We start from the raw sequence: 12,440 nt of genomic DNA on the forward strand, positions 1-12,440 counted from the left end.
ATGACGGGCGTCATTCGGTCTTGCCAGTGTCGATCCGTGAGGTGCTGGTGAGAGGAGAGGCACAAAGCAGGCAACATCCACGCATTGATGCCGTATCCTGTCGCAACTACATGACGCCGAGGCTCGTCGCCTCGCATACTTTCCATTCCTCACGCTCGCGGAGCCGCAATGTCCCAGCCTCGCCCCACGGACAGCGCCCCTCGTCCGACTCGTCGTTGGGTCTGGCATGAACTGCTGCGTCATGCGCTGGTGCCATTGCTGGTGCTCGAGGTGGCGCTGCTGGGCTGCTATCTGGTGTTGCATTGGCTGGTCTCCGGGCAGCAGGACTCCACGCGCAGTGAGCTGGTGAATACCCAGCTTGAGCAGCTGACCCATTACGAGGCAGAGCACATCAGCTTGCTGGCGGACGACTGGCGCAGCGATGCCCGCCAGCTGGCGCGCAGCACGCTGCGTCACATGGACACTCCCGTGACGGCCCGCCAACGCGAGCAGGAGCTGAAGCGCCACATGAGTGCGAGCGACGGCACCCTGTACGTCGCCGAGGACGATGGTGGCGCCGGCTCCTATTACTCCTCGCTGGTGCCCAGCTATCTGCAGGACCACGACAAGGTGGTGCGCCTCTCGGCCATGGATGCCCAGATGTCGGACATGCTCGCCACGCAACCCGAGCTGCGTCAGATCTGGTTCTCCGGCTACGACGGCTATTTCCGCATGCTGCCATGGACCGATACCCGCAACATCTTCACGCCCGGCGTCGACCTCACCAGCTACGGCTTCTACTATCTGGCGGATGATCGCAACAACCCGAGCCGTGGCGCTGTCATCACGCCGCCCTACCAGGATCCGGTCGGCAGCGGCTGGCTGGTCTCGACGCTGATGCCGGTCCATCGCGGCGACTTCCTCGAAGGCGTGGTCGGGATCGACGTCACCCTCGATGCCCTGGTCGAGCGGCTCGAGAACGCCGAGCTGCCCTGGGGCGCCTACCTGATTCTGGTGAGTGACGATGTCGTCATGGCCATGCCGAGTGTCGGCGAGCAGGATTTCGGCCCCCAGCCCGACCCTGAGGTCGTGCCGATGCCGCTGCTGCACGATCGCTTTCTCGATACGGCGCATGATGTCGAGAACTCCCCTGCCATGGCGCATCTGCTGCGCAGTATCTCGGATGAGGCGCAGGGCGTGCGCAGCGTTTCCTTGCTCGCCGGTGAGCGTCTGGTCGGCTGGCAATCGGTGCCGGGCACCGACTGGCGGTTGCTGGCGGTGGTGGATGCGCAGCAGGTGAGCAGCGGCATCGATATCTGGAATGAGCGCTTCAATCAGTTGGGCTACGTGATGCTGGTGGGGCTGATCCTGTTCTTCTTCACCCTGCTGGTGGTGATGCGTTGGCGGGCCGAGGCCATGGCGGCCACCCTGTCCGAATCACTGGCACGCCTCAGCGACATGGCGCTGCGCATCGGTCGCGGCCAGCCCGTGGTACGCGAGCGCTTCCAGCTGCAGGAGCTGGACCAGGCCGGTGAGGCGCTGCGCGAAGCGGCTCAGCGCCGTGACCAGATCGAGCTTGAACGCGCCGAAGGTGCGCGGCACGTCGAGATGGTGATGGCGGCCTCCGGCGATGCCACCTGGCGTTACGACTTCGATCAGGACGATCTCTACCTGCACGAGAATTTCTTCCTGATGCTGGGGCTGCCGGTACGCGCCAGCATGCATCTGGCGGATCTGGACGCCATGACGCACCCGGAAGACCTCGTCGGTCTGCTCGAGGCGCGCTGGCGGGTCATGCACGGGGAAAGCTGGGCCGAGGCGCGCGACGTGCGTTATCGGCATGCGCGCGGTCACTGGGTCTGGGTACAGATTCGAGGCCAGATCACCCGGCGTGATCATGAGGGCCGGCCGCAGCGCGCCACCGGGCTGGCGCTGGACATCCAGCGCCACAAGCAGTCACTCAAGCTGCTGGAGGCGGCCCGCGACAGTGCCACCGAGGCCAGCCAGTCCAAGTCGCGTTTCTTCTCGAGTTTCAGTCACGAGATTCGCACGCCGCTCAACGCCATCATGGGCTTCACGGATCTGCTCTGCGAGGAAGCCGACCTGACCCGCGAGCAGCGCCGCTACGTGGACGAGGCCAGTCATGCGGCGGCGCAGCTGTCGGCATTGATCGAGGACGTGCTGCAGATGTCGAGTCTGGAGGCCGGTGACCTGCCACTGGATTGCCAGCCCCTTTCGGTGGGCCAGAAGCTGATCCGCTTGGCCGGGCAATATCAGCCGCGACTGGAGAGCGCCAACCTGACGTTATCGCTGTCACTGGAAGGCGCGTCACTGTGGCTGAATGCCGACCAGCGTCGCCTGGATCAGATTCTCGGCAACCTGATGGGCAATGCCATCAAGTACAACCGCGAGGGGGGCTGGATTCGTCTGGCCATCGGCCAGGAGCACAATGCCAGCGGAGTGGAGATGGGCTGGGTGGAAATCACCGACGGCGGCTTCGGCTTTGATTCCGCGCAGGCGGTCCAGCTGTTCCAGCCGTTCTCGCGTCTGGGGCGTGAAGATTCAGGCATCGAGGGCACCGGGCTCGGGCTGGCGCTGTCGCGGGAACTCGCCCGCCGGATGGGAGGGGACATCACGGCACGGGGCGAGCTGGGCGAGGGTGCCAGCTTCCGGGTCTGGTTGCCGCTGGCGGATGTCAGCGCCCATGAGCGCGTCGTCCAGGCGGCGTGGTCGGCGGACAAGGTGCTGCCGGTGCCCTGTCGCTGGCTGGTGATCAGCACGCGGGCGCAGGACCGTCTGCGCCTCGAGGTGATCGGCAGTCATGTCGCCAATCTGGAGATCATCATCGCCAGCAGTGCCGCCCAGGCATTGCGTCTGGTGCGTGATGTCAGCCCGTGCCTGGTCATCTTCGGTGATGTGCCGGACATGAACGTGGCGGCACTGTTTGCCGAGATCCAGCGCATGCCACGTGAACTGCCGCTATGGGCAGTGCGACTCGGGGAGCGTGACGCCAGCGAGACCGCAGGCGGCTTGCCCGAGGCCTTCTTCGACAGCGGCGAGAGTCCGCCCTGCATGGCCGATATCGAGCGCTGGATGACGCATCTGATGGTCAACTTCCAGCGTGCCTGCAATACGGACCAGTGACGCAGGGCGTATCGCTCAGCTGACGCCCTTGAGCTGATGCGAGCGCACGGCATAGCCGCGCGACTTGTAGGTGCGCCAGCATTCACGCTTGGTCACCAGCACATCCTGATGCTGATTGATGATCTCGGCGACGCGCTCGAAGCGCGAGAACCATTCGGGAATCTCGGGGTGCAGGTTGAGCAGCGCCTCGATGCCCGGCGCCGGCGCATCCTGCCAGCCGATGGTCACTGGCGGGCGCGGCACGTCGTCGGCGTGTTCGGCCTCACGTGCGGCCATGTCGAGATCGATGTCCAGCGCATGGGGCACGAAGCTTTCCGGGCGGAACTGCCACAGATGCTCATCGAACTGACGCGCCATCGCCTCGTCCTCGACATGCACATGCAGGCGAAAGCCCTTGGCGTGGATGGTCTCGGCCAGGCGGCAGGCGAATTCCAGCCGGGCTTCCAGCGTGGTATCGGGCAGGATGTAGAAGTCGATCTGGGTCATGGGCACCGCTCGGGCAAGGAATTCTCGAGCGCTCAGGATACCGCACTCGCCGCGTGGCTTCGATGCAGCCTGCCTCCCGTGACATCTTTCCGCAGTCAGATATCCGCGCGCCAGAAACCCAAAGGCCCGCCTCAAGAGAGGCGGGCCTTTGGGTTTTCGATCAGCCCTCGAGCCCCGGGGGCAGGCTCGAGGACGTGTTTCAGAGCACTTATGTCAGAGCGCTTATGTCAAAGCACTCATGTCAGTGCACTCATGCCAGACGCGTCATCCAGCCACGCGTGTCTTCGGCGCGACCGTATTGCAGGTCCAGCAGCTGGCTGCGCAGACGCATGGCGACATCGCCGGCATTGGCGGTCAGGTCGAGGCGACCGTCTTCGCTGACCAGCTCGCCCACCGGGGTGATGACGGCGGCGGTACCGCAGGCGAACACCTCGGTGATCTCGCCGGAGGCGATGCCTTCACGCCACTCGTCGATGCTGATCGGGCGCTCTTCCGGCGTCAGGCCCAGATCGGTCGCCAGGGTCAGGATGGAGTCACGGGTGACACCTTCCAGAATGGTGCCGGTCAGGCGCGGCGTGACCAGGCGGCCGTCCTTGAAGACGAAGAACAGGTTCATGCCGCCCAGTTCCTCGACCCACTTGTTCTCGGCGGCGTCCAGGAACACGACCTGGTCACAGCCATTGGCGGAAGCTTCGCTCTGCGCGGCCAGTGAGCCCGCGTAGTTGCCGCCGCACTTAGCGAAACCGGTACCGCCGGCGGCCGCACGGTTGTAGTGCGAGGACAGCCAGATGGAGACCGGCTTGATGCCGCCCTTGAAGTAGGCCGCCACCGGTGAGGCGATCACGTAGTAATCGACTTCACGCGACGGACGCACGCCGAGGAAGGCTTCACTGGCGATCATGAACGGGCGCAGATAGAGGCTGCATTCGTCACTGACGCTGGCCGGAGTCGGCACCCAGGCGCTGTCCTGCGCGAGCAGGGCCTTGAGCGAGCCGACGAAGTCCTCGTCGGACAGCTCCGGCAGTGCCAGACGGCGGGCGGAGTTGCGGAAACGTGCGGCGTTCTTCTCGGGGCGGAAGGTCCACACCGAGCCGTCTTCATGACGATAGGCCTTGATGCCTTCGAAGATTTCCTGGGCGTAGTGCAGTACCGAGGCGGCAGGGTCGAGGCTCAGCGGGCCGTAGGGGCGGACTTCATGGCCGTGCCAGCCGCCGTCGGCGGTCCAGCGTACATGGGCCATGTGATCGCTGAAGTGACGGCCGAAGCCGGGATTGGCCAGAATGGTGTCACGAACGGCAGCATCCGCCGGTTGCGTGGACGCGCGGACGTCGAAGCCTTTGGTCACGTGGGTGTCTCCGTAGCAGCGAGACCCCCGACGCGGAACGCCGGGGGTCGAATCATTTTTATAGGACCTCTCGGGTCAGCGGTGCCGAGTGGCGTGCCGACCCGCGTGTCTCAACGCTAGCACGCCATCGAGAGCATGCGAAGCCTCAGACGGTCTCTTCCTGCGGGGCGCTGAGTTCCGCTTCGCGATCCAGCAGGTATTGGGTCAGCAGGCCCACCGGGCGGCCGCTGGCGCCTTTCTGCTTGCCGGACATCCAGGCGGTGCCAGCGATGTCCAGATGTGCCCACGGGAAGGTGTCCGCGAAGCGGGACAGGAAGCAACCTGCGGTGATCATGCCGGCTTCCCGGCCGCCGATGTTGGCGATGTCGGCGAAGTTGGAATCCAGCTGTGCCTGATACTCGTCCCACAGCGGCATGTGCCAGGCGCGGTCCCAGGCCTCTTCACCGGCGTCGAGCAGGTCGAGTGCCAGGTCATCGTCGTTGGAGATCAGGCCGGTGGCGTGATTGCCCAGCGCGATGACGCAGGCACCGGTCAGGGTGGCGATGTCGACGACGCTGGCCGGCTCGAAGCGCTCGGCGTAGGTCAGCGCATCACACAGCACCAGACGGCCTTCGGCGTCGGTGTTGAGGACTTCGACGGTCAGACCTTTCAGGGTCTTGATGATGTCGCCCGGCTTGGTGGCGCGGCCGTCCGGCATGTTCTCGGCGCTGGCCACGATGGCCACCACGTTGAGCTTCGGCTTGAGTTCCAGCACGGTGCGCATGGTGCCGAACACGCTGGCCGCGCCGCCCATGTCGTACTTCATCTCGTCCATGCCGGCGCCCGGCTTGAGCGAGATGCCGCCGGTATCGAAGGTGATGCCCTTGCCGACCAGCACGTGCGGGGCTTCGTTCTCGTCTTCCGCGCCGCGGTATTCCATCACGATCAGGCGGCTCGGCTCTTCACTGCCGCGGCCGACCGACAGCAGGGACAGGGCGCCGAGCTCCTCGAGCTCTTCCTCGCCGAGCACGGTCACTTTCAGGGCGCCATTGGAGGCAGCACCCAGTTGCTCGGCACGCTCGCCCAGGTAGCGCGGCGTGCAGATGTTGCCCGGCAGATTGCCCAGCGTGCGCGCTTCATTGACGCCCATGCCGATGGCGGCACCGACGCGCAGGCCGGCTTCCAGTTCGGCCTGACGCTGCTTGTCGGCACTAACCACGCTCAGGCGGGTCAGAGAGACGGGCTCGCCCGGCTTGCTCTTCATCTCGGTGAAGCGATAGGCGGTACGCAGCGCGCTCTCGGCGATCATGCGCGCCATCCAGTCAGCCTCGCGCAGCTCGAGATTCAGCTCGAGGCCAGCGAAGGCCGCGTCTTCGATGGGCAGCTTGAGCAGAGCGGTCATGGCGGCGTCGAGGCCACGCTTGTAACGGCTTTCGTCGAGCTTTTCCTCACTGCCGAAACCGGCCAGCAGCAGGCGCTGAGCGCCGAGGCCCGGAGCGAAGGGCACCAGCAGGGTATTGCCGAGCTCGGGCTTGAAGTCGCCGCGCTCGATCAGTTGGGAAATCAGCTTCTCGCTGGCATCGTCGAGTCGTGCCGCAGCACCGGTGAGGTCGCCCTCGATGACAGGTACCACGATGCAGGCGGTTTCAAGCTGGGCCGGATTGGCAGTGACTACAGGAAATTCCATGGCAACTCCACGCGCGCGAGTGAGGGTACGAAGATGAACAGTACAAGGATGAAGGATGTCGTCAGGCCAGGCGTGCCCGGCTCGCGGCGACATCGGGGTCATGGTCTGGATGGGGGCGCAGACCGCTCATGACAAGCTGAGCTGGCATGCACCAGTGAGGGCAGTCCATCATGTCAGGCTGTCCACGTGCAATGCCTGTGGCCGCGACAAGGCAGCATCCTTTCTGGATAATGCTGCTGCATGAGGGGGAGCCGCTCCCGTCCAGTCTTCAGACCCGTGCCGCCAGTGTACGCAAAGGCTGCGCGCCATGCATGAGGGGGATGATGCCTTCATGTGATCACGACCATTCCTCCACCGGCTATCATCGATCTGGTCAACACGCTCGCTTGCGAGCGGGAAACAGGAGTTCCACTTGATCATCTTCCGCTACCTGACACGCGAGATACTCACCACCATGGCCGCCGTGGCCGGGGTGCTGATGCTTGTCATCATGGGCAGCCGATTCATCCGCTATTTCAGTGATGCGGCGGAGGGGGATTTCCCGGCGTCGATTCTCGGCAGTCTGATGCTCTATCACCTGCCGGGGTTCTTCGAACTGCTGCTGCCGCTGTCCTTCTTCCTCGCCGTGTTGCTGGCCTTCGGTCAGCTTTACATGAACAGCGAGATCACCGTGCTGGTCGCCTGTGGCGTCGGCCCGGAGCGACTGCTGCGTGTCACCCTGCTGCCGGCGCTGTTGATCACGGCGCTGGTCGCGGCCTGCAGTCTCTATCTGACGCCTGCCGGCGCGCTCAAGAATGAGCTGTTGCTCGAGCAGCAGAAACAGAAGACCGACTTCTCGATTCTGGGCTCGGGACGCTTCCAGGAAATCGGCAATCGCACCGTCTATGCCGAGAGCATGAGCGATGACAACAGCGAGCTGGAAAACGTCTTCATCGCCGAGGCAGGTGACAGCAATGCTGCCAGCACGCCCGACAGCGAGCCGAGCCAATCGGTGGTACGCGCCGAGCGTGCCTTCCAGGAAGTCAGCCCCGAGACCGGCAGTCGCTATCTGGTATTGAGTGACGGCACGCGCTACGGGGTGGAGCCCGGCAAGGCGATCGCCCAGCGACTGGGCTTTGATCGCTACGGCGTGCGCATCACCGAGGGTCAGGACGCCGCGGCCCTCAAGGAAGACATCGAGCTTGCGACCACGGCGCAGCTCTGGGCTTCCGATCTCCCGGAGGCCAAGGCCCAGCTGCAGTGGCGCATCTCGCTGCCGTTGATGGTGCCGATCCTGATGCTGATCGGCCTGCCGCTGGCGCGCGTCAATCCGCGTCAGGGGCGTTTTGCGCGCCTGTTACCGGCCATCTTCGTGCACATCACCTATCTCAGTCTGTTGATCGCGGCGCAGAATGCCGTCGCATCCGAGAAGTACCCGGCCGCCATCGGCCTGTGGCCCATTCACGGCGTCTATCTGGCGCTCGGCATCTGGCTGAGCTGGCGCGACAACCGCGGAGGTGGCCGCTGATGCTGCTTGATCGTCTCGACCGTTACATCGCCCGCAATGTGCTGGTGGCCATGCTGGTGGTGCAGGTACTGATTCTCGGGCTCGACCTGATGATCACCTACATCAATGATCTGGGGGATGTGAAAGGCGACTACGGCGCCTTTGAAGTGCTCCTCTATCTGCTGATGCGTCTGCCGTCGCGCTTCTACGAATTCGTGCCGGTCGGCGTACTGCTGGGCGCCCTGATCGGGCTGGGCAGCATGGCCTCGAGCAATGAGCTGACCATCATGCGTGCCGCCGGTCGTTCATTGACGCGCATTCTTTGGGGTGTGATGAAGCCGCTGGGGCTGGTCATCGCCATCACCATGGCGGTCGGTGAATATGTCGCCCCCGTCACCGAGCTGCAGGCCGACGCCTGGCGCGCCGAGAAGCAGCAGGGCGCAGGCGCCGTCTATGCCGAGGGTGGCGGCTGGCAGCGCGAGGGCAACGACTACTACCGCTTCGGCTCGATTCGCAGCGATGATGTGGTGCTCAACGTCACCCGCTATCGCTTCGATGACGAGCGCCATCTGACCCAGGCGCTCTACGCCAGGCGCGCCGTCTGGCAGGACGATGGCTGGACGCTGGAAGCGGTGCAGACCACCACCTTCGAGTCTCAGGATGGCGAGCCGAGCGCCACCACGGTAGCTCAGCAGGAGACCCGCGAGTGGGACACCCAGCTGACGCCGGACCTGCTCAAGCTGGTCATCAGCGACCCCAAGCAGCAGTCAGCCTCCGACCTGTGGCGCTATTCCCGCTACCTGCAGGACCAGGGCCTGTCGGCCAATCAGCCGCTGCTCTACTTCTGGCAGAAGATTCTGCAGCCGCTGACACTGGCGGCGCTGGTGCTGGTGGCCGCCTCCTTCGTGTTCGGGCCATTGCGCACGGTGGCGGCGGGGACACGGGTCTTCTACGGCATCGTGGTGGGCCTGCTGTTCAAGTATCTGCAGGACCTGCTCGCCCCGGCCTCGGTGGTGTTCGGCTTCGCGCCCATCTGGGCGGTGCTGGCACCGATGCTGGCCTGTTACGTGATCGGCCTGCTGCTGATCCGGCGCAGTGGCTAAGGGCGCTTTGCACTCTCGCCGCCGTCTCGACCCGCAGGGAGCACGCCCTGCGGGCCTGATGCGGCGTCTGGGCGGCGTGGTCTATGACGCCTTCCTCGTGATGGCGTTGTTGATCGTGCTGGGCTTCATCGGGGTTGCCGTCAATGGCGGTGAGGCCAACCAGTCACCGCTGTTCCGCAGCCTGTTGCTGGTGGCGATGTTCGCCTTCTTCGGCGGCTGCTGGAGCCGCAGTGGCATGACGCTGGGCATGCAGGCCTGGCGACTGCGCATCCAGACACCGCAGGGTCATGTCCCGACGCTGCAGCAGTGCCTGATACGCTTCGTGGTTGCCGGGCTGTCACTGGGCGCCTGCGGGCTGGGGTACGTCTGGCAGCTGTGGGATCCTGAGCAGCGCAGCTGGCAGGACATCGCCTCCGGGACTCGCGTGGTGGTGGTGCCCAAGTCGCGGCGCGAGTGAGGCGCCAACTGGGAGCCTCTGGCGCGTACGCCGTGCCTGAACGCAGCGAGCCCCTCCAGGAGCCATCTCACCCAGAAGTGACCTCAGCCAGAAGTGACCTCAACCAGATAAAAAACGCCCCGCCAGTCATCGACTGGCGGGGCGTTGTGTTTTCCGCGAGTGCAGGGGAGATTAGACCCCCAGCAGGTCATCCAGACGCGTGATGATGCGCTCCACGCTGGCGCGTGACACCACCAGGCTGTCTTCCTGCGCCGCCGTCTCGGGCAGCTCGCGCGGCAGGTCGATCACCGCGGTGCCCATGCCTTCCAGGCGCACGCCTTCACGGTAGCGCACGAAGGACAGTTGACCGATCGGTCGCTGGCCATCGTGATCGAGGCGCGCCAGACGCGTGAAGGCGCTGACGGTATCGAGCACCGGCGCGCTGGTCAGCGGCAGGTGCGTCAGGCGCCATGCCAGCCAGCCATCGATGTCGACGGCTTCGTCGCGCAGGGTGGCGAACCAGTGGCGCGCCTGATCCAGGCGGTAGCGAGCGCGGCCTTGCTTGTCGAGCCACAGCACGTCGGCGCTGGCCTGACGCGGGCTTTCCAGCTCGCCCGGCAGGTACAGCCAGGATTCGGTCAGGCGCTGCAGGGCGCCCGGCAGCGGCTCATCCAGGGTGCGCTCGTTCAGGGAGTCCAGCGCCGCGCTCAGGTCGCCCTGTTCCGTGCTCTCGCCGGTGTTGGAGTAACCGACGTTGTAGCGCCAGACTCGATCGGAAATTTCCTGGGTGACCACATGATCGTGGGGCAGAGCGATATGGCTCATCAGTTCACGCGCGTTGCAATGCTCATCCACCAGGCCTTCACGGCGGGCTTCACGATAGAGATTGCGCAACAGCGGGGTCAGCGGCAGGCGGTGATGGTCACCGAAGCAGCTGCCGGCGTCGCGGACGGCATCCAGATCAAGTGGCAGGTGGGACGTGGCGTGATGATCGGCGGTGGCGAGTTGTACTGACATGATATCGGGCTCCTTGCGGATTGGCGTTCGGAAATCGGCAGATAGGGCAACAGCAGACGGATTCAGGCCGGTCACGGCTTCAGCATGGCGCCCATCATCGGCATGCCGATGCGGGTCATGGCCATGAGGAGGCGGAGCGACGGAATCTCTTGCAGTGTCCTGTTCATGTTCTTTCCTGATTGCCTGGCGGGGCGTGGCAGTCATTTGCCTTGATCGTGACGCGGCGCTTCCCGTGAGCGAGGAGCTGGGCTGCGTTCGAGTGACCCGCCTGAGTGATCGGCTAGCGAAGACTCATTATGTTTTGGTGCGATTGTTTTTCGAATTGCATAAAAAATCGTTATACATACTAGCGGCCTCGTGTGAAATCGCAACCCTACCTTTCTGTCATCCACGGACCATCATTCTTTATACGGTGCTGGCTTTGCCCACGGCAATCGCTTTGTGAGGCTGATGTGGCCTGCTTGAGACATCGTGTGTTCCGCAATCGGAAACCGGCCAGAAATCGCCTCGCTAAGTAGTTGATATAAGGTGTGAATGAGAATTTTTTGCAGTCAGGTGTTGCGCATGTTTCTGCGAATCATTTACATTTGTCTCACTTGGAGTGAGCGAGGTGAGCCATGTACGTCTGCCTGTGCAAAGGTGTGTCAGACCACAAGATCCGCGAAGTCGTGGAACAGGGAGCGCGCAGCTTCCGCGAAGTCCGTGAGCAGACCGGATGCGCGACCCAGTGCGGCAAATGTGCCTGCATGGCCAAGACCATCACTCGCGAAGCGGTCGCGCGTGAAATGATGCCGGCAGAGGATCTCGCCTACGCGGTGTAACGCAGGCTCGAGCCGAGGCTCGCCTGCCGGCGACTGACACTTCAGTCGCCGCGCTGCCCAGCTGCGTGATCCTTTCTCGCCGAATCCCGGCAAGTGCTCGCTTGCCTGACGCCCGCCACCCGGTCTCAAGACCGGGTGGCGGGCGTTTTCGTGTGCGCGCCAGGCAATCCGGTGTCGGTCGCTACATGACAACGCGGATACCAATCTTTCCCATTTGCGCCTAAAAGTCGATAACTTGTTGGTATGTCTCGAAAAATTCATGTTTTTGCGCCATACTTGCCGCACCTGATCGATAGGGCGTGCCTGACGCGCCCGCGCTGTGGCTGATGCATGCCGTCATCAGGCGCAGCAGAAACCTGACGCAGCAGCAACCCTGACAAGAGAGGAATGGCGACATGAAAGGCGATCCCAAGATCATCGAGCATCTCAACACCATACTGGCCAACGAACTGGTCGCCATCAATCAGTACTTCCTGCATGCGCGCATGTACAAGGACTGGGGCCTCAAGCGCCTGGCCAAGTGGGAATACGACGAGTCCATCGAAGAGATGCGTCACGCTGACACCCTGATCGAGCGCATCCTGTTCATGGAAGGTCTGCCCAACCTGCAGGACCTCGGCAAGCTGCGCATCGGCGAGAACACCAAGGAAATGCTCGAGTGCGATCTGGCGCTGGAGCACCAGGCACATGGTGATCTGAAGGAAGCGATCGCCTATGCCGAGCAGGTCCGCGATTACACTTCACGTGATCTGTTCCGCAAGATCCTCGACGACGAGGAAGAGCATATCGATCACCTGGAGACCGAGCTGGGCCTGATCGAGAAGGTCGGTATCGAGCTTTACCTGCAGAAGCAGATCCACCACGAGATCGACTGATTCCGTGGCGGCTCGCTGAGCTGTGTCGAAACGAAAACGCCCCCGCTGCCGATGGCAGCGGGGGCGTTTTGTCTTCAGTGGC

Annotated in this window: 10 protein-coding genes; 6 read left to right on the top strand and 4 right to left on the bottom strand. The window is 63.8% G+C overall.

Annotated features, from left to right (window positions below; genetic code table 11):
- The first annotated feature begins 168 nt into the window (after window positions 1–168).
- The gene (locus tag CDPAHKCJ_RS09955; protein ID WP_166019676.1) at window positions 169–3,123 is read left to right on the top strand and encodes an ATP-binding protein; all 2,955 of its coding nucleotides are present in this window, start codon (window positions 169–171) and stop codon (window positions 3,121–3,123) included.
- Between the two features lie 15 nt (window positions 3,124–3,138).
- Here the strand turns inward: CDPAHKCJ_RS09955 and CDPAHKCJ_RS09960 are convergent, their stop codons facing one another.
- The 3 genes from CDPAHKCJ_RS09960 to CDPAHKCJ_RS09970 form a co-directional block, all read right to left on the bottom strand.
- Entirely contained in the window at window positions 3,139–3,609 is a 471-nt protein-coding gene (locus CDPAHKCJ_RS09960; RefSeq protein ID WP_043333207.1) for a DNA polymerase III subunit chi, read from the bottom strand.
- A 250-nt stretch (window positions 3,610–3,859) separates the two neighbouring features.
- Complete coding sequence (locus CDPAHKCJ_RS09965) at window positions 3,860–4,954, bottom strand: branched-chain amino acid aminotransferase (protein WP_166019677.1); 1,095 nt, start codon at window positions 4,952–4,954, stop codon at window positions 3,860–3,862.
- A gap of 145 nt (window positions 4,955–5,099) precedes the next feature.
- Complete coding sequence (locus tag CDPAHKCJ_RS09970; protein ID WP_166019678.1) at window positions 5,100–6,620, bottom strand: leucyl aminopeptidase; 1,521 nt, start codon at window positions 6,618–6,620, stop codon at window positions 5,100–5,102.
- Window positions 6,621–7,032: 412 nt separating this feature from the next.
- Here CDPAHKCJ_RS09970 and lptF point away from each other — a divergent pair, with 412 nt between their 5' ends.
- The 3 genes from lptF to CDPAHKCJ_RS09985 are packed head-to-tail and all read left to right on the top strand — an operon-like array spanning window position 7,033 to window position 9,666.
- Window positions 7,033–8,127: an LPS export ABC transporter permease LptF gene (gene lptF / locus CDPAHKCJ_RS09975; protein WP_166019679.1), complete on the top strand. Its 1,095-nt coding sequence runs from the start codon at window positions 7,033–7,035 to the stop codon at window positions 8,125–8,127.
- Window positions 8,127–9,209 (top strand): LPS export ABC transporter permease LptG, encoded by a 1,083-nt coding sequence (lptG, locus tag CDPAHKCJ_RS09980; protein WP_107335633.1) that lies wholly within the window; start codon window positions 8,127–8,129, stop codon window positions 9,207–9,209. Before lptF ends, lptG begins: the two co-directional genes overlap by 1 nt.
- Window positions 9,202–9,666 carry an RDD family protein gene (locus CDPAHKCJ_RS09985; protein ID WP_346773918.1) on the top strand — a complete coding sequence of 155 codons (465 nt, stop codon included), beginning with the start codon at window positions 9,202–9,204 and terminating at the stop codon, window positions 9,664–9,666. Before lptG ends, CDPAHKCJ_RS09985 begins: the two co-directional genes overlap by 8 nt.
- A 171-nt stretch (window positions 9,667–9,837) precedes the next feature.
- On the opposite strand, the gene CDPAHKCJ_RS09990 is transcribed toward CDPAHKCJ_RS09985, so the two are convergent.
- The gene (locus CDPAHKCJ_RS09990) at window positions 9,838–10,662 is read right to left on the bottom strand and encodes a hypothetical protein (protein WP_166019680.1); all 825 of its coding nucleotides are present in this window, start codon (window positions 10,660–10,662) and stop codon (window positions 9,838–9,840) included.
- 617 nt (window positions 10,663–11,279) lie between these two features.
- Between CDPAHKCJ_RS09990 and CDPAHKCJ_RS09995 the strand changes: the two genes are divergently transcribed.
- Together CDPAHKCJ_RS09995 and bfr are read left to right on the top strand one after the other, a co-directional pair.
- On the top strand, window positions 11,280–11,483 hold the full coding sequence (locus CDPAHKCJ_RS09995; RefSeq protein WP_043333196.1) for a bacterioferritin-associated ferredoxin: 204 nt from the start codon (window positions 11,280–11,282) through the stop codon (window positions 11,481–11,483).
- A 395-nt stretch (window positions 11,484–11,878) separates the two neighbouring features.
- Entirely contained in the window at window positions 11,879–12,358 is a 480-nt protein-coding gene (bfr, locus tag CDPAHKCJ_RS10000) for a bacterioferritin (protein ID WP_166019681.1), read from the top strand.
- Window positions 12,359–12,440: the final 82 nt, after the last annotated feature.

This window comes from Cobetia sp. MB87 (assembly GCF_011319755.1).
Classification (GTDB): Bacteria; Pseudomonadota; Gammaproteobacteria; order Pseudomonadales; family Halomonadaceae; genus Cobetia.

Coding starts and splice junctions, on each gene's coding strand:
- CDPAHKCJ_RS09955 (WP_166019676.1), top strand. CDS start 169: ATGTCCCAGCCTCGCCCCACGGACAGCGCCCCTCGTCCGACTCGTCGT.
- CDPAHKCJ_RS09960 (WP_043333207.1), bottom strand. CDS start 3,609: ATGACCCAGATCGACTTCTACATCCTGCCCGATACCACGCTGGAAGCC.
- CDPAHKCJ_RS09970 (WP_166019678.1), bottom strand. CDS start 6,620: ATGGAATTTCCTGTAGTCACTGCCAATCCGGCCCAGCTTGAAACCGCC.
- lptG (WP_107335633.1), top strand. CDS start 8,127: ATGCTGCTTGATCGTCTCGACCGTTACATCGCCCGCAATGTGCTGGTG.
- CDPAHKCJ_RS09990 (WP_166019680.1), bottom strand. CDS start 10,662: ATGTCAGTACAACTCGCCACCGCCGATCATCACGCCACGTCCCACCTG.
- CDPAHKCJ_RS09995 (WP_043333196.1), top strand. CDS start 11,280: ATGTACGTCTGCCTGTGCAAAGGTGTGTCAGACCACAAGATCCGCGAA.
- bfr (WP_166019681.1), top strand. CDS start 11,879: ATGAAAGGCGATCCCAAGATCATCGAGCATCTCAACACCATACTGGCC.